Origin of the sequence: Kitasatospora sp. NPDC056531, assembly GCF_042794375.1 — a bacterium.
Lineage (GTDB): Bacteria > Actinomycetota > Actinomycetes > Streptomycetales > Streptomycetaceae > Kitasatospora.
The window spans coordinates 131291-148392 of sequence record NZ_JBHTTU010000005.1 but is presented as its reverse complement, the minus strand read 5'-3'; the positions used below and the strand labels follow the sequence as shown (position 1 = coordinate 148392).

Annotated in this window: 10 protein-coding genes and 2 pseudogenes; 9 read left to right on the top strand and 3 right to left on the bottom strand. The window is 73.1% G+C overall.

Annotation, left to right across the window (positions count from 1 at the left end):
- The first annotated feature begins 15 nt into the window (after nt 1-15).
- The 6 genes from ACFQ87_RS08285 to ACFQ87_RS08260 all read left to right on the top strand — a co-directional run bounded on the left by ACFQ87_RS08285 (nt 16) and on the right by ACFQ87_RS08260 (nt 8461).
- Nucleotides 16-234 (top strand): hypothetical protein, encoded by a 219-nt coding sequence (locus ACFQ87_RS08285; protein WP_380609798.1) that lies wholly within the window; start codon nt 16-18, stop codon nt 232-234.
- Nucleotides 235-271: 37 nt separating this feature from the next.
- Nucleotides 272-3127 carry a glycoside hydrolase family 3 C-terminal domain-containing protein gene (locus ACFQ87_RS08280; RefSeq protein ID WP_380609797.1) on the top strand — a complete coding sequence of 952 codons (2856 nt, stop codon included), beginning with the start codon at nt 272-274 and terminating at the stop codon, nt 3125-3127.
- 145 nt (nt 3128-3272) lie between these two features.
- The gene (locus tag ACFQ87_RS08275) at nt 3273-4316 is read left to right on the top strand and encodes an acetylxylan esterase (protein WP_380609796.1); all 1044 of its coding nucleotides are present in this window, start codon (nt 3273-3275) and stop codon (nt 4314-4316) included.
- 209 nt (nt 4317-4525) lie between these two features.
- Nucleotides 4526-5926 carry a GH1 family beta-glucosidase gene (locus ACFQ87_RS08270; protein ID WP_380609795.1) on the top strand — a complete coding sequence of 467 codons (1401 nt, stop codon included), beginning with the start codon at nt 4526-4528 and terminating at the stop codon, nt 5924-5926.
- Nucleotides 5923-8205, top strand: coding sequence for an alpha-xylosidase (gene yicI / locus ACFQ87_RS08265; RefSeq protein WP_380609794.1), 2283 nt, complete (start codon nt 5923-5925; stop codon nt 8203-8205). Before ACFQ87_RS08270 ends, yicI begins: the two co-directional genes overlap by 4 nt.
- Before the next feature lie 112 nt (nt 8206-8317).
- Nucleotides 8318-8461, top strand: a complete 144-nt coding sequence (locus ACFQ87_RS08260; RefSeq protein ID WP_380609793.1) for a hypothetical protein — start codon at nt 8318-8320, stop codon at nt 8459-8461.
- Nucleotides 8462-8631: 170 nt separating this feature from the next.
- Here ACFQ87_RS08260 and xylA read toward each other — a convergent pair whose 3' ends face one another.
- Nucleotides 8632-9804, bottom strand: a complete 1173-nt coding sequence (gene xylA / locus ACFQ87_RS08255) for a xylose isomerase (protein ID WP_380609792.1) — start codon at nt 9802-9804, stop codon at nt 8632-8634.
- 86 nt (nt 9805-9890) lie between these two features.
- Nucleotides 9891-10571, bottom strand: a pseudogene (locus tag ACFQ87_RS08250) (IS200/IS605 family accessory protein TnpB-related protein); the annotation flags it as partial.
- Between the two features lie 212 nt (nt 10572-10783).
- On the opposite strand from ACFQ87_RS08250, the gene xylB reads away from it, so the two are divergent.
- Complete coding sequence (xylB, locus tag ACFQ87_RS08245) at nt 10784-12214, top strand: xylulokinase (RefSeq protein WP_380609791.1); 1431 nt, start codon at nt 10784-10786, stop codon at nt 12212-12214.
- A gap of 72 nt (nt 12215-12286) precedes the next feature.
- Nucleotides 12287-13445 (top strand): annotated as a pseudogene (locus ACFQ87_RS08240) (ROK family protein).
- 81 nt (nt 13446-13526) lie between these two features.
- Here the strand turns inward: ACFQ87_RS08240 and ACFQ87_RS08235 are convergent.
- The gene (locus ACFQ87_RS08235; RefSeq protein ID WP_380609790.1) at nt 13527-15515 is read right to left on the bottom strand and encodes an alpha-L-fucosidase; all 1989 of its coding nucleotides are present in this window, start codon (nt 15513-15515) and stop codon (nt 13527-13529) included.
- A 180-nt stretch (nt 15516-15695) separates the two neighbouring features.
- On the opposite strand from ACFQ87_RS08235, the gene ACFQ87_RS08230 reads away from it, so the two are divergent.
- Nucleotides 15696-16847 carry a glycerate kinase gene (locus ACFQ87_RS08230; protein WP_380609789.1) on the top strand — a complete coding sequence of 384 codons (1152 nt, stop codon included), beginning with the start codon at nt 15696-15698 and terminating at the stop codon, nt 16845-16847.
- The last annotated feature ends 255 nt before the right edge of the window (nt 16848-17102 follow it).

Genomic DNA, 17102 nt, shown 5'->3' with positions numbered 1-17102 from the left:
GCGACTGTGGCGGCGGTGGTCAAGAAGCTTCTGCGGTTCAACCCGGATCTCATGGTGGCGTGGCCCCTCTCCGTCGATGCGTCGATGCGTCGAAGCGTCGAAGCGCTTGGATGTTTCGGCGAGACTAACGACGCGTTACCGGTTGAGCAAGAGGCTGAACAAATGCAAAATCGTTTGTGTCCTGGGGAGTTGACAGGCCTCTCGGAGCGTGCCAGCGTCGAAGCGCTTCGATGAACGACCACCGAGCCCAGCCGCCCGAGGGGTATTCCACGTGAGTTCCGTGTCCGTGTCCGCAGCCGGCCTGCCCGATTTCCGCAATCCCACGCTTCCGCTGCGCAAGCGTGTCGACGACCTGCTCCACCGGCTCACGCTCGACGAGCGGGTCGCGATGCTGCACCAGTACGCGCCGGCCGTGCCGCGCCTCGGTGTCGCCCCCTTCCGCACCGGCAGCGAGGGCCTGCACGGCGTCTCCTGGCTCGGCGTGGCGACGGTCTTCCCGCAGGCCGTCGGTCTCGGCGCCAGCTGGGACGAGGACCTCGTGCGCAGCGTCGCCGAGGCGCTCTCGACCGAGCTGCGGGCCTTCCACTACCACCGCCCGCCGGCGATCAGCACCCCCGAGCGCGGGGCCAACTCCCTACAGGCCTGGGCCCCCGTGCTCAACCTGCTGCGCGACCCGCGCTGGGGGCGCAACGAGGAGGCCTACTCCGAGGACCCGGTGCACACGGCGCGGGTCGGCGAGGCGTTCTGCCGGGGACTCGCCGGCGACCACCCGGACTACCTGCGGACCGCGCCGGTGCTCAAGCACTTCCTCGCCTACAACAATGAGGACGACCGCTGCACCACCTCCTCCGGACTGCGCCCGCGCGTCCTCCAGGAGTACGACCTCGCCGCCTTCCGCCCCGTCGTCGCCGCCGGCGCCGCGACCGGCGCGATGGCCGCCTACAACCTCGTCAACGGCCGCCCTTGCCACGTCAGTCCGCTGATCGAGGCGGAGCTGCGCCGCTGGGCCGAGCCGACCGGCCACGAGCTGTTCGTGGTCAGCGACGCCGAGGCCCCCTCCAACCTGGTCGACCCGGAGCACTACTTCGACGACCACGTCGAGTCCCACGCGGCGGCGCTCAAGGCCGGCATCGACAGCTTCACCGACCACGGCGAGGACAGCGCGACCCCGGTCGGCCGACTGCGCGAGGCGCTGGAACGCGGTCTGATCGACGAGGCCGACGTGGACCGCGCCGTCCGGCGGCAGCTGGAACTGCGCTTCCGCCTCGGCGAGTTCGACCCCGAGCTGGACCCGTACGCCGGTACCGGGCCGGAGGTGATCGACTGCCCCGAGCACCGCGCGCTGGCCCGGCAGGCCGCGACCGAGTCGACAGTGCTGCTCAAGAACGACGGCCTGCTGCCGCTCGACCCGGCCCGCACGCCCCGGATCGCCGTCATCGGCCCGCTCGCCGACACCCTCTTCGAGGACTGGTACAGCGGCACCATGCCGTACCAGGTGGGCATCGCCACCGGACTGACCGCGGCCCTCGACGCCCACGGCGGCGAGGTCGTCCCGGTGGCGGGCTCCGACCGGATCACCCTGCGCTCGCGCACCACCGGCGAGCTGCTCGGCAAGTCCGCCTTCGACGTGACCGACTGGGGCGGCGGCGCCTCCACCCTGCGCGCCGCCGACACCGGCCACTACCTGAGCCTCCAGGACGACGACGGCCTGGCCGCCGACCAGGAGATCATCAAGAGCTGGTTCGTCAAGGAGACCTTCCGGCTCGAACCGGCCGGCCCCGACACCGTGCTGCTGCGCTCCGTGTTCACCGGACGCTACGCCGCCGTGGACCCGACCGGCGGCCGGGTGAGCGTCACCGCCGAGACCGCGGACGACGCCGAGCGCTGGCAGCGCGAGCTGGTGCGTGACGGCATCGCCGAGGCACGGGCGGCCGCCGAGACGGCGGACGTCGCGGTCGTCGTCCTCGGCAACCACCCGATGATCAACGGCCGTGAGACCGAGGACCGCGCGGACATCGACCTGCCCGAGGGGCAGGAGGAGCTGCTGCGCGCCGTCGCGGCCGTCCGCCCGAACACCGCCCTGGTCGTGATGAGCAGCTACCCCTACGCCCTCGACTGGGCCGACGAGCACCTGCCCGCCGTGGTGTGGACCTCCCACGGCGGGCAGGAAACAGGACACGCGCTGGCCGCCGTACTGCTCGGCGAGGCCGAGCCCGCCGGCCGCCTGCCGCAGACCTGGTACCGGGGCGACGACCCGCTGCCCGCCCCGCTCGACTACGACATCATCAAGGCCGGCTGGACCTACCAGTACCACCGGTCCACCCCGCTCTACTCCTTCGGCCACGGGCTGTCCTACACCGACTTCGGCTACCGTGACCTGCGCCTGTCGCAGCCGTCGGTCGGCCAGGACGGCTCGGTCGACGTCGCCGTGACCCTGGAGAACATCGGACCGCGGCCCGGCAGCGAGGTGGTCCAGGTCTACGTCCGCGCCCTGGAGGCCCGCTACGAGGCACCCCGGCTGCGCCTGGCCGACTTCCGCAAGGTCCGGCTGGAGCCGGGGGAGAGCCGCGAGCTGACGTTCCGGCTGTCGACCGAGCAGCTCGCCCACTGGTCCGTCGCCACCGGAGCCTTCACCGTCGATCCCGGCGGCTACGAGGTGATCGTCGCCCGCTGCGCCGACCACCCGGTGCTCACCGCGCCGCTCACCGTGATCGGGACGGCCGCCGCACCCCGGGCGGGCGTCGAACGCCGGCTCCTGGCCGTCGACTTCGACGACTACGAGGACGCCACCATCGTCGACGCCACGCGCGAGGACGGCGACGCCGTCACGCCCACCGATCCCGCCCACCCGGCGACGCTGCTGTTCCGCGAGGTCGACCTCTCCGGCGCCTCCGCGATCGAGGTCGAGACCTCCCGCGAGGGCGTCGGCGCGGGCGGGGCGCGGCTCGAAGTCCGGGCGGGCGGAGGGGTGCTGGCCGAGATCGACGTGCCCGTCACCGGCGACCGCTACGCCTGGACGAGCACCACCGCCGAGCTCGCCGCCCCGCTCCACGGCGTGCACGAGCTGAGCCTGACCCTGCACGGCGACTTCCGGCTCTCAGCCTTCCGCTTCGGCGCGGCCGGCTGAGGCCTCTCGCCCCACAGACCGGCGGCCCGCTCATGGGGGGACGGGCCGCCCCCCTTCCTGTTCCCGCTCGGCACCCGAAGCCGCGAGGCGATCTGGCGCCGCCCCCGTCCCACCCGTGCCACCCCGCCGCCCGGAGGCGGCCCCCATGTCGCTGCTCACGCCCCATCACGCCACCTCGTCCTCGCTCCACCCGGAGGAAGCCCCCATGCCGCTCACCAACTTCGGCGTCGACGAACTCGCCAGCTATCAGCCAGAGTTGACTGCCCCGAAGGGTTTCGACGAGTTCTGGCAGCGGACCCTCGCCGAAGCCCGCTCGCACGGCGGGGCGGTCAAGGTCGAACGCGTCACCTCCCAGTTCGCCCTGCGCACCGTCGAGGTCGACGACACACGCTTCCCCGGCTGGAACGGCGAGCCGGTGGCCGCCTGGCTGCTGCGCCCACGAGGCGTGGAGGGACCGCTGCCGGTCGTCGTCACCTACATCGGCTACTGCGGCGGCCGCGGGCTGCCCACCGAGCACCTGTTCTGGTCCGCGGCCGGCTACGCCCAACTAGTCGTCGACAGCCGGGGCCAGGGCCGTGACACCCCGGACCGGGGGATGGGCGACGGCACCCAGTGGGTCGAGGGCTTCATGACCCGGGGCATCGACTCCCCCGAGAACTACTACTACCGGCGGCTGATCACCGACTGCGTGCGCGCCGTGGATGCCGTCGCCCAACTGCCCGGCCTCGACGGCGACCGGATCGTCCTGGCCGGCGGTAGCCAGGGCGGCGGCCTGGCCCTCGCCGTCGCGGGCCTCACCGGGGACCGCGTGGCCGCGGTGATGCCGGACGTCCCGTTCCTGTGCCACTTCCGCGAGGGCGCGCAGATCGCCATGGAAGGGCCGTACCAGGAGATCGTCAAATACCTGCGCTGGCACAGCCCGCTGCGCGTGCGGCCGACCTTCGAGACCCTGGACTACTTCGACGGCGTCCACTTCGCCCAGCGGGCCACCGCACCCGCGCTGTTCAGCGTCGGCCTGATGGACCCGGTCTGCCCGCCCCGGACGGTCTACGCCGCCTTCAACCGCTACGCGGGCGAGGACCACACCATGACGGTGTGGCCCTTCGCCGACCACGGCGGCGGCTGCGGCTCCAACCCGCCCGCCCAGCTGGCCTGGCTGCGCGAGCGCGGGCTGACGCCGGAGGCGTGACCGTCGTGCCGCGCCCAGCGCCCAACTTCCGAGAGATCCCGTGAGGTTACGCCGCATGAGCGAACGAAGTGAGCGAATCATCAAGAGGTGCGCGTGGGCGAATGCCCCTGCCGAGCGCAGCGAGGTGGGCGCATGAGCGAACGAAGTGAGCGAATCATCAAGAGGTGCGCGTGGGCGAATGCCCCTGCCGAGCGCAGCGAGGTGGGCGCATGAGCACGTTAACATTCCCGGAACTGCCGCCCGGCTTCCGCTTCGGCGCCGCCACCGCCGCCTACCAGATCGAGGGCGCCCACGACGAGGACGGCCGCGGCCCGTCCATCTGGGACACCTACGGCCACACCCCCGGCCGCACCCTCGGCGGCGCCACCGGCGACACGGCCTGCGACCACTACCACCGCTTCCCCGAGGACGTCGCCCTGCTCCGCGAACTCGGCGTCGACGGTTATCGCTTCTCGATCTCCTGGCCGCGCCTGCTGCCACGGGGCACCGGCCCGGTCAACCAGAAGGGCCTGGACTTCTACGACCGGCTGATCGACGAACTGCTGGCCGCCGGCATCGCGCCCGCCGCCACCCTTTACCACTGGGACCTGCCGCAGGCCCTGGAGGACCACGGTGGCTGGCGGGTGCGGCAGACGGCCGAGGCCTTCGCCGAGTACGCGAGCGTCGCCGCCGACCGGTACGGGGACCGGGTCGAGCGCTGGATCACCCTCAACGAGCCGTTCTGCTCCGCCTTCGTCGGCTACGCCGAGGGCCGGCACGCGCCCGGCGCCCGGGAGGGGCGCGGGGCACTGGCCGCCGCTCACCACCTGCTGGTCGGCCACGGCCTGGCCGTCCGGGAGCTGCGCGCCGCCGGTGCCCGCGAGGTCGGCATCACGCTCAACCTCGACCGCCTGCACGCCGCCTCCGAGCAGCAAGAGGACCTCGCCGCCGTGCGCCGGGCCGAGGTGCTGCACAACGAGGTCTGGACCGAGCCGCTGTTCGCCGGCCGCTACCCCGAGCACGAGGCCGAGACCTGGGCCGGCTTGGCCGACGGCCCCTGGCGTCGACCGGGAGACCTGCAACTGATCGGCGCGCCACTGGAATTCGTCGGCATCAACTTCTACCGGCCGATCACCGTCGAGGCCGCCCCGCACCGCGAGGACGACCCCGAACTGCGCACCGCCATGGACATCGGCGTCGCCGAGCCCAACCCGTACGGCACTCGACTCACCACCATGGGCTGGCCCGTCGTCCCGTCCGCGTTCACCGAGCTGCTCCGCGACCTCGACTCCCGCTATCCGCAGCTCCCGCCGGTCTGGATCACCGAGAACGGCTCCGCCGAGGCCGACAGCCTCACCCCCGACGGCCGCGTCCACGACGCGGAACGGATCGACTACCTGGCCGGCCACCTCGCCGCCGTCGCCGACGCGATCGCGGCCGGGGTCGACGTGCGCGGCTACTACGTCTGGTCCCTGCTGGACAACTTCGAGTGGGCCCGCGGCTACGAGCAGCGCTTCGGCCTGGTCCACGTCGACTACGAAACCCTGACCCGAACGCCCAAGGACAGCTACCACTGGTACCGGGGCCTGATCACCGCGCACCGCGCGCGGACGGAGGAACCCGCACGATGAAGTTCACCGACGGCTACTGGCTGATGCGCCCGGGCGTCACCGCGCGCTACGCCACCGAGGTCGCCGACGTCCGCACCGGCGAGGACCGGATGACCCTCTACGCGCCCGTCAAACACGTGCGCGGCCGTGGTGACACGCTCAACAGCCCACTGCTGACCGTCGAGTGCTGGTCCCCGGCCGAGGGCGTGATCGGGGTGCGCACCACCCACCACGCCGGTTCGGTGCGATGCGGGCCCGAGTTCGCGCTGCCCGGCGCCGAGCAGGGCAGCGGGAAGGTGCGCCGGGACGGCGACGTGGTGGAGCTGTGCGCCGGCGAACTGACGCTGCGGGTGGACGCCTCCCAGCCGTGGCAGCTGGAGTTCACCGCGGGCGGCCGGGTGCTGACCACGGTGGGCGAGCGCGGCACCGGCTTCGTCACCGACGCCGACGGCCGCCACCACATGCTCGGACAGCTCTCCCTGGGCGTCGGCGAGCTGGTCTACGGTTTGGGGGAGCGGTTCACCCCGTTCGTCCGCAACGGCCAGGTGGTGGACATCTGGCAGGCGGACGGCGGTACCAGCAGCGAACAGGCGTACAAGAACGTTCCGTTCCACCTGACCAACCAGGGATACGGCGTCTTCGTCAACCACCCCGGCAAGGTCAGCTACGAGATCGGCTCCGAGTCCGTCGGCCAGGTGCAGTTCAGCGTCGAGGACCAGTCGCTGGAGTACTTCGTCGTCCACGGTCCCACCCCCAAGCAGATCCTGGAGCGCTACACCGCGCTCACCGGCCGTCCCGCGCTGCCCCCGGCCTGGGCGCTGGGCCTGTGGCTGACCACCTCCTTCACCACCGACTACGACGAGGCCACCGTCAACCGCTTCGTCGGCGGCATGACCGAGCGCGGCATCCCATTGAGCGTCTTCCACCTCGACTGCTTCTGGATGCGCGAGTACCAGTGGTGCGACTTCGTGTGGGACCAGGACACCTTTCCGGACCCGGCCGGCATGCTGGCCCGGCTCAAGCAGCAGGGGCTGCGCATCTCCGCCTGGATCAACCCGTACATCGCGCAGAAGTCGGAGCTGTTCGCCGAGGGCATGCGCGAGGGCTACCTCGTGCGCAGCCCGGACGGCAGCGTCTGGCAGTGGGACCTGTGGCAGCCGGGCATGGCCCTGGTGGACTTCACCGACCCCGCCGCCCGCGCCTGGTACACCGACAAGCTGCGTGCCCTGCTGGACGTCGGCGTGGACTGCTTCAAGACCGACTTCGGCGAGCGCATCCCCACCGAGGTGGTCTGGCACGACGGCTCCGACCCCGAGCGGATGCACAACTACTACACCCACCTGTACAACCAGGCGGTGTTCGAGCTGCTCCGCGAGGAGCGCGGCGAGGGGGAGGCGCTGCTGTTCGCCCGCTCCGCCACCGCGGGCGGCCAGCAGTACCCGGTGCACTGGGGCGGCGACTGCGAATCGCACTTCAACGCCATGGCGGAATCGCTGCGCGGAGGACTCTCTCTCGGGCTGTCCGGCTTCGGCTTCTGGAGCCACGACATCGGCGGCTTCGAGGGCACCCCGACCCCGGCGGTCTTCAAACGCTGGACGCAGTTCGGCCTGCTCTCCTCGCACAGCCGGCTGCACGGCAGCAAGTCCTACCGGGTGCCGTGGGACTTCGGGGAGGAGGCCGTCGAGGTCACCCGCGAGTTCACCCTGCTCAAGCACCGCCTGGCGCCCTACCTCCAGCACGCGGCCCAGCAGGCGCACGCCACCGGCGTCCCGGTGATGCGCGCGATGGTGCTGGAGTTCCCGGACGACCCGGCCGCCGCCTCGCTCGACCGGCAGTACCTGCTCGGCGACGACCTGCTCGTCGCCCCGGTCTTCACCGAGGACGGCACGGTCGAGTACTACGTGCCCGAGGGGACCTGGACCAACTTCCTGACCGGCGACCAGGTCACCGGCCCGCGCTGGGTGCGCGAACAGCACGGCTTCCACACCCTGCCGCTGCTCGCCCGCCCCGACTCCGTCATCCCGCTCGGCGCGGACGACCAGCGCCCGGTCTCCGCCTGGGCCGAGGGCATCGAACTGCGGGTGCACGCCTTCGCCGACGGCGCCGAGCGCACCGTCGTGATCCCGCGCTCCGACGGCCCCGGCGAGAGCGCCCGCTTCCACCTGCGCCGCACCGGCGACCGGATCCGGGTGACCACCGACAGCCCGCACCCGTGGCAGCTGCGGATCGGCGGCCCGGACGGCGCCCTGCACGTCAGCCCGGCCGGCACCGTTGAGGCCGAGCTGCCCTACCCGGCCTGAGTCCGGCCCCGGACGCGGGGCCCCGCTCGTCACCGCATGGGCGAGCGGGGCCCCGCCCCCTTCAGGCCCGACTGATGCTCGACCGATGCCCGATTGATGCCCGGAAGTGCCGATGCGAAGCCGCACCAAACGCCACCTGACGCCCGTCGCGCTCGACGCCCTGGTGCGCGGCTCCGCCGGCGTGGGGTGCCGCCTGGAACACGAGCTGACCGACGGCTGGTTCAGCGCGGAGCCGGGGCCGGGTCGCTGGCTGTGACGTGTCGGGAATGTTTGTGGACGGCCTAGCTTTGCGGAATGAGCCAAGGCCGCGGAGTCGAGTCGGGCCCGACCGTACGACCGAAGGCCACCGCCACCACCGGCGCTTGAACCAGGACGGACCGAGCCGGGTCGTGCAGGTGGCACGACCCGGCTCGGTCACGGCTGCGGTCAGCGGGCGCCGAGGAGGTGCTCCAGGGCGAGCTGGTCCAGCTGCTCGAAGGCCATGCCGCGCCGGGCGGCGGCGTCGACGTCGAACTCCTCGAAGGCGGAGCGGTCCGCCAGCAGCCCCGCCAGGCCGTCCCCGGCCGTGGGCAGGGCCAGTTCGGGCAGACGGGAGGCGGCGAGCGCGGCCTGCACCTCCGGGTCGGCCCGGAAGGCGCGGGAACGCTCGGCCAGCAGCAGGTAGTTGCGCATGCAGCCGGCCGCCGAGGCCCAGACGCCGTCGAAGTCCTCGGTGCGCGGCGGCTTGAAGTCGAAGTGCCGGGGGCCGTCGTAGCCGGCCGACTCCAGCAGGTCGACCAGCCAGAAAGCCTGCCGCAGGTCGCCCGCGCCGAAGCGCAGGTCCTGGTCGTACTTGATGCCGGACTGGCCGTTGAGGTCGATGTGGAACAGCTTGTCGTGCCACAGGGCCTGGGCGATGCCGTGCGGGAAGTTGAGCCCGGCCATCTGCTCGTGGCCGACCTCCGGGTTGAGGCCGACCCGCTCGGGGCGCTCCAACTCGTTGATGAACGCCAGGGCGTGGCCGACGGTGGGCAGCAGGATGTCGCCGCGCGGCTCGTTGGGCTTGGGCTCGATCGCGAAGCGCAGGTCGTAGCCCTGCTGCTCGACGTACTCGCCGAGCAGGTCGAAGGCCTCCTTCAGCCGGTCGAGCGCGGTGCGCACGTCCTTGGCCGCGCCGGACTCGGCGCCCTCGCGCCCGCCCCAGGCGACGTAGACCGAGGCACCGAGTTCGACGGCCAGGTCGATGTTGCGGATGGTCTTGCGCAGCGCGTAGCGGCGCACGTCGCGGTCGTTGGCGGTGAAGGCGCCGTCCTTGAAGACCGGGTGGGTGAACAGGTTGGTGGTCGCCATCGGGACCTTCAGCCCGGCGGCGTCCAGCGCGGCGCGGAAGCGCTTGACGGTCTCCTCGCGGGTGGCGTCGCCCGCGCCGAAAGGGATCAGGTCGTCGTCGTGGAAGGTGACGCCGTAGGCGCCGAGTTCGGCCAGTCGCTGCACGGTCTCGACCGGATCGAGGGCGGGGCGGGTCGCGTCGCCGAAGGGGTCGCGCCCCTGCCAGCCGACGGTCCACAGGCCGAAGGTGAACTTGTGCGCGGGGGTGGGGGCGAGCGGGTCGCTGGACATGGAGCGGCTCCGGATCAGATCCAGGGGGTGTTTGTCAGGGCTCTCAACAAACTAGTATGCCGGAACGTCAGAAGGAACCGTTCCAACTAAGTGATCAGGAGTGAGTCTTGGACCCAGGTCTGATCACTGCGTGCATCCCGAACGGTGGTGGATGCCCGACTGGTCGCCCGCGTTCTCGTTGTCCCCGTCCGGCTGCGCGCATCGTGTGCGCGGTCCGTGACGGGGCGGCGGGTTCCCTCACGCCCCCGGATGCCCGATGGGGCCTGGACGGTCCGATGCCCACGACGATCGCTCCGGTCGTCGTGGGGCGGTGCCGTCCGTCGTCGGACCGGGTACCCGAGGGCGCGTCGCCCGATCGCGACAGCGGCTCTGTCGTGTCGGGTCGTCTTGCGGGTGGGTGTCGCGAGCGGTTTCTGCCAGTGCTGCGCACCCCAATGGGAGGTGTAGGCCGGGTCCACGGCGACGATGACCATGTCCAGCTCGGCGGCCATGGAGATGAGCCGGGCGCGGAGTTTGCCGGTGGGGATGCCGGAGACGAGCTGCCGGAACCGCTTGCGGCGGCCGTGGTTCTCGCGGGTGGTCTCGGCGGTGAGGTCCAGGTTCTCCAGGCCGATCGCCGTCACCCCGCACCGCTTGGCCCAGTGGAGGAGCCGGGTGATGGCGTGGCGGATCTGGGCGTCGCGGTGGTTGGCGGTGCCGGTCAGGTCGTAGCGGAACCGGCGGGGCTCGCCGACCGGGTTGCCGTACTGGTCGAGGTGCCAGGCCGCCGCGAAGTGAACGGCGCGTCGATCCGTCGGAGCTTCTTCTTCGGCCCAGTCACGCAGTCCTCCCTCCCGGTCAGCGCCACCACCCTCACACGCACCACTGACAGTCGTCTCATCGATCCAACAAGCCGCGATCGCAAACGGACTCATGGGCACCTGTGTGCACCAAAACGACCTCGATCCCCAGCAGTTCACAACCCCCTCCGGAGGAACGCATGGCTGAGCAACGTGTCGTGATCGGCTTCGACAGCTCGACGCAGTCCACCAAGGCCCTCGCCGTCGACCTCGACACCGGCACCGTCCTGGGACAGGGCCGCGCCCCGCACACCGTCAGCACGGGCGCCGGCCGCGAGAGCGACCCCGAGCAGTGGTGGCGGGCGCTCGCCCAGGCCGCCGCGGCAACGGGCTGGGCGGACCGCGCGGCCGCCGTCTCGATCGCCGGCCAGCAGCACGGCCTGGTCACCCTCGACGCGTCCGGGGCGTCGGTCCGCCCGGCGCTGCTCTGGAACGACGTCCGGTCCGCGCCCCAGGCCGCCGGGCTCCAGGCCGCCATCGGTGCGGCGGAACTCGCCCGCCGCACCGGCAGCGTCCCCACCGCCGCCTTCACCGTCCCCAAGTGGGCCTGGCTGCGCGCCAACGAGCCCGCCGCCGCAGAGCGCGTCGCCGCCGTCCGGCTGCCGCACGACTTCCTGACCGAGCGGCTGACCGGGGAGGCGGTCACCGACCGGGGCGACGCCTCGGGAACCGGCTGGTGGGGGCCGGACGGCTACGACAAGGACGTCCTCGACCGCATCGGCCTCGACCCGGCCCTGCTGCCGCAGGTCCTCGCGCCGGGCACGCGGGCCGGCGTCGTGCGTCCGGGCACGGCGCTGCGCGAAGGGACGCCGGTCGCCAGCGGCACCGGCGACAACATGGCCGCCGCCCTCGGGCTCGGCCTGCTCCCCGGGCAGCCGGTGCTCAGCCTCGGCACCTCCGGCACCGTCTACGCCGTCGGCCGCACCAGGCCCGCCGACCCGACCGGCACCGTCGCCGGCTTCGCCGACGCCCTCGGCGCCTGGCTGCCGCTGGCCTGCACGCTCAACTGCACCCTCGCCGTGGACCGCTTCGCCGTACTGCTCGGCCGCGGCCGCGACGAGGTCGAGGACGGCGGCACCGCCGTCGTCCTGCCCTACCTGGACGGCGAGCGCACCCCGGACCTCCCGGGCGCCTCCGGCCTGGTCCACGGGCTGCGCCACGACACCACCCCGGGGCAGTTGCTCCAGGCCGCGTACGACGGCGCCGCCCACGCCCTGCTCGCCGCGCTGGACGGCGTGCTGCGCGCGGGCGGCGCGGACCCGGCGGGCGACGAACCGCTGCTGCTGATCGGCGGCGGCGCCCGCGGGCAGGCCTGGCAGCGGACCGTGCTGCGGCTCTCCGGCCGGGCCGTTCAGGTGCCCGACGCGCAGGAACTGGTCGCGCTCGGCGCCGCCGCCCAGGCGGCCGCACTGCTCACCGGTGAGCCCGCCGACGCGGTGGCCCGCCGCTGGCGGACGGCCCACGGCCCGGTGCTGGACCCGGTGGAGAAGGACGAGGACGCGCTGATGCGGATCGGCGATACCCTGCGTCGGGCCGGGGCCTTGCAGGGCGCTCCGGCCGAGGACCGGTAGGAGGAGCGGCGCGTGACGGTGGTCGGCAAGGCGAGCAGGAGTGCGGAGCACGGGCCCGCGTCGCAACAGGACATGCGCCGGCAGAACCTCGCGGTGGTCCTCGGCGCCGTCGCCGCGTACAGCCCGCTCTCCCGCGCGGACGTCGCCGGACGCGTCGGGCTGACCAGGGCGGCCGTCTCCTCGCTGGTCGACGAGCTGATCGGACGCGGCGCGCTCACCGAGGCGGCGGCCACCGCCAGCGGACGCCCCGGCCGGCCCGGACGGGCACTGGCCGTGAGCGGCGAGGGCCCGGCGGGCCTCGGCCTGGAGATCGGCGTCACCCACCTCGGCGCGTGCGTGGTGGACCTGCGGGGCGAGCCGCGCGTGTGGCGCCGGGAGGAACGGGCCAACGCGGGCCGACCGGCCGAGGAGGTGCTGGCGGAGGTCGCCGCGATGGCCGCCGCGGCGGAGGCGGAGGCCGCCACCCTCGGGCTGCGCGTCGAGGGCCGGATCCTGGCCGTGCCCGGGGTGGTGCCGAACGAACCCGGCGGACTGGTCGAGCGCGCGCCCAACCTCGGCTGGCGCGGCGTCCGGCTCTCCGACCACTGGCCGGACGCGGACACCGTGCCCGAACCGGAGAACGAGGCCAACCTCGGGGCACTGGCCGAGTACTGGACCGCCGGGCAGCCGGTGGAGACCTTCGTGCACGTCTCCGCCGAGACCGGGATCGGCGCCGCCCTGGTCATCGACGGGCGGCTGTTCCGGGGCGCCCGGGGCTTCGCCGGCGAACTCGGCCACCTCCCCGTCCACCCGGACGGCCCCGAGTGCGCCTGCGGCGCCCGCGGCTGCCTGGAGCAGTACGCGGGCGAGGCGGCCGTGCTGCGCGAGGCCCGCTCTCCCAAACCACGGCCAGGGCGAGGCGGTCGCCCTGCTGGCCGAACGGGCGGGCGCCGGGCACCCGGCGACCCTGGCGGCGCTGGACCGCGCGGGGCGCGCCCTGGGCCTGGCCCTCACGTCGGCCGTCGACCTCATCGACCCGGACGGCCTCGTCCTCGGCGGCGCCTACTCGGACCTCGCCGACTGGCTGCTGCCGTCCGTACGCGCCGAGTTGGCCGCCCGGGTCACCGTGCGGCCCTGGGCCCCGGAGGCGCTGCGCCCGTCCGCCCTGGGCCGGCGCGGGCCGTTGCTGGGCGCGGCGCTGACGACGGTCCGCCGGATCATGGCGGACCCGACCCTGCTGCCCGTCGGCTGACGGTCCTGGGGTCCGTCCTCAAACCTCCGCCTGCGGGAGTCTGAGGACGGACCCCGGGAGCGCCCCGGGGCCGCTACCGCGTCAGTCGTGCTCGACCACGACCATCGCGTGCCCCTCCGCGGTGGTGACCCGCACGTGGACGTACTCGCCGTCGTGTTCCCAGGCCAGCTCCTGGCCGACGGGCTGCAGCCGCACCGAGCGCGGCGCGGCGGAGAGCCGGATCGCGACGGGCACGTCGACCAGCGGGAACGCGTCGTGCACCAGGTCCAGCTGTGGGGTCTCCCGGGACGGGAGGAAGCTGATCAGGTGCACCACGGTGCTCGTGGCGGTCCGGGCGACGGTGGTCTCCAGGTGGACCGGCCCGCCGGCGCGGACGAGCGGGTCCGGCAGCAGCCGGTCCAGGGCGGCGCCGAGCAGCTGACGGTACGTCTCCAGGCCGTGCTCGTGGAAGGCCTCCAGCAGAGACACGGTCACGGCGGCCACCCCGCCGCCGACGACGACGGCCACCTCGTCGGTCGGGCCGGCCGGGGGAGTGTATTGGTGGCCGCAGAAGCGGTCCCAGGAGCGCGGGAAGTAGGGCGCCACGACCCGGGCCAGGACCTCGGCGCCGGGCAGCGCCCGGGCGGTCAGCCGGGAGCCCCAGTTGATGACCGGGAAGTCCTCCGGAGCTCCGGGCACGCCCTCGCAGGCGAGGAAGGTCTCCCCGGCCGGAGCCGGGGCGAGGCCCTCGACCGGGAGGTCGGGCAGGGCCGGCTCCGTGCCGTTCTTGAGCAGCGCGGGCCCGACCAGCAGCAGGGCGCCACCGGCCTGGCGGTACGCGCCCAGGCGCTCGGCCAGGGCGTCGTCCACGGGGGTGCTCTCCGGTACCACGACGGCCCGGTACCCGCTCAGGTCGGCGGTCGGCGGGACGATCTCGAACTGTGCGCGGAGCTGCTGGAGCGCCCGGACGGCGCCGATGTTGCTCGCGCCCGGGTTGTCGCCGAGACCGGGGTCCACGACCACGGCGATCTCGCTGACGACCTGTGCGCCCTCCAGGAACGGCTCGCATGCCGCGATGTGCCCGTAGGCCGAGCCGATCAGCTCGTACACCGCCCGCGAGGGCACTCCGCGCGGGTGCAGCACGTCACCGACGCCGCCGGTCAGGCCGTGGCTCAGCATCTGGCTGGTCTCGTAGCGCAGGGCCGCCAGGGGCTTGAGGCCGGCGTTGTCGCCCCAGCTCTCGTGGAAGCGACCGGTGTGGCTGAGGACGGGCAGCCCGAGCGGGCGGACGAAGCGGGCCACGTACGGCAGGAACGCGTAGCCCCAGCCGCCGGTGGGCAGCCCCTCGATCTCGACGTGCCGGATGAACTGCCGCTCCTCGGACAGGCCGGTCTTCGGGCGGCTGTTGAACCAGACGCCCTGGACGGCGTCGGCGGGGAGGGTCTTCTCCACCATGGCGGAGTAGCGCGCCATGTAGCGCTTGGCCACGAGGTCGGCGTAGCGGTTCCGGTGGTCCTCGTCGGTCGGGTCCAGGCCCTCGCGGCGCATCCCGTCGATCGCCCAGCGGCTCGCGCTGGGCTGGTTCCAGCACATGTCGATGAAGATGCCGTCGACCGGGGCGAAGCGGCGCAGCACCTCGTCCAACTGGTCGGCGAAGTAGTCGGCGTAGGGGCTGGACATGTCGAGGATGTTCCAGGCCGCCTCGAAGGCGGTGGCGCTCCAGCGGGTGACCTTGAGCTTCTCGTCGACCGTGATCCATTCGGGGTGCTCCCGGGCCGCGTACTCGTCGACCTGGAGGGAGAGGTAGATCGGCGTGCGGATGCCCACGGAGTGCAGGGCCTCGACCTGCTCGGCGAGCAGGTCGAGGTCGGGGTCCAGGCCCGGGTGGCGCTCCGGCCGGTCGGTCCCGAAGTAGAGGTGGCCGTGGTGGCACTTGGCGAAGAGGGTGACGCTGTCGACGTGGGCTTCCTTGAAGGCCCGGGCGAAGGTCACCGGGTCGAAGTCCCGCCCCACGTCGGGGATGTCGGGCCCGGTGTGGAAGTCCAGGTGGACGGTGCGACGGGGAAAGCGGGCCGCGCTGTGAGCGTTCACATCACCTTGATTCATGGGATGGATTTATAGGAGGCATGTGCTGGCGAGTCCAGGGGTTTCGTGGGAGAAGTTTTGAAACCCCTTGTCAGGGCAGTGGATCTGGACATGCCGAGGCGTCCAACCGTGGGCTTGATCATCCTGTCGCTTCTCAGAGATGGGACCTCCTGCTACGTTGGCGCCGTGTCACTGACCAATGCGCCCGCTCGCGGACCGATCCTGCTCTGCCTCGACAAGTTCCGCGGGTCGGCGAGCGCCGTTCAGGCCTGCCGCTGGCTGGGCGAGGGGATCCGGCGAACGGCACCGGAGCTGTCGGTCCGTGAGGCACCGGTCGCCGACGGGGGCGAGGGGACGGCGGACGCCTTCCTCGCGGCCGGGTTCCGGGCCGTACCGGTCCGGGTGAGCGGTCCCGCCGGCGAGCCGGTCACCGCCCGGCTGGCCGTGCGCGGCGACCGGGCGGTGGTGGAACTGGCCGAGGCCTCCGGGCTGCACCTGCTGCCCGAGGACCGGCGCGCACCGCTGACCGCGTCCACCAGGGGCACGGGTGAACTGATCGAAACCGCACTGGATCTGGGCTGCCGGGAGCTCGTCCTCGCCGTGGGCGGCAGCGCCACCACCGACGGCGGGGCCGGCCTGCTGCGGGCCTTGGGCGCCCGTGTGCTGGACGCCCGCGGCGCCGAACTGCCGCCCGGCGGTGCGGCCCTGGTGGACGCCGAGACGATCGACCTGACCGGCCTGGACCCGCGCCTGCGGGAGATCCGGCTCGTGCTGGCCTCCGACGTCGACAACCCGCTGCTCGGGCCGGACGGCGCGGCCGCCGTCTTCGCCCCGCAGAAGGGGGCCGATCCCGACCAGGTCGCGTTGCTGGAGGCGGGGCTCCGTCGGTTCGCGGGGCTCATGGCGACGCGACTCGGAACCGATCTGTCCGGCCGGCCGGGCGCCGGTGCGGCGGGTGGCGCGGGCTTCGCGTCGCTGGTCCTGGGGGCCCGACGGGAGCCGGGTGTCGACGTGCTGCTGTCCGAACTCGGTCTGGACGCTGCGCTGGCCGGGGCGAGCCTCGTCGTGGTGGGCGAGGGCTGCCTCGACGCGCAGAGCCTGCGCGGCAAGGCGCCGATCGGCGTAGCGGACCGGGCCCGTCGCGCGGGTGTCCCGGTCGCCGCGGTCGCGGGACGGGTGGAGGTCCCGCCCGCCGAACTGGCCGCCCACGGCATCACCTCCGTGCACTCCCTCGCCGACCGGGCCGGGAGTCCCGAGGTCGCGATGGCCGAGACGCGGCGACTGCTCCAGGAGGTCGGCGCCGAACTCGCCCACTGGATCGTTCGCCGCCTGCCCTGACCCCGGCTCCGGCCCGGCCCCGGCCGGATGGATCCGACAGCGTCCGCACGTGGCAGCGGCACTCTCGCCCGGTTCGAGGAGCCGCCGCAGGCCAGCCCGCCGACTGGTCAAGGCCGGCTGAGCCGCGCCGATCGGTGGGTGGGGGCCGCCTGCGACGGGGGCCCCCCCCCCGGCCGGTCACCCCACAGACATGGTGGAGGTGGGGAAGGAAGGGGTCAGGAAACGGCGGTCGTAAAACCCCAAAGAAAAGACCCA

Bases quoted from the DNA above. Each gene is read 5' to 3' on its own strand.
- ACFQ87_RS08275 (WP_380609796.1), top strand. From the start codon at position 3,273: ATGTCGCTGCTCACGCCCCATCACGCCACCTCGTCCTCGCTCCACCCG.
- ACFQ87_RS08270 (WP_380609795.1), top strand. From the start codon at position 4,526: ATGAGCACGTTAACATTCCCGGAACTGCCGCCCGGCTTCCGCTTCGGC.
- yicI (WP_380609794.1), top strand. From the start codon at position 5,923: ATGAAGTTCACCGACGGCTACTGGCTGATGCGCCCGGGCGTCACCGCG.
- ACFQ87_RS08260 (WP_380609793.1), top strand. From the start codon at position 8,318: ATGCGAAGCCGCACCAAACGCCACCTGACGCCCGTCGCGCTCGACGCC.
- xylA (WP_380609792.1), bottom strand. From the start codon at position 9,804: ATGTCCAGCGACCCGCTCGCCCCCACCCCCGCGCACAAGTTCACCTTC.
- xylB (WP_380609791.1), top strand. From the start codon at position 10,784: ATGGCTGAGCAACGTGTCGTGATCGGCTTCGACAGCTCGACGCAGTCC.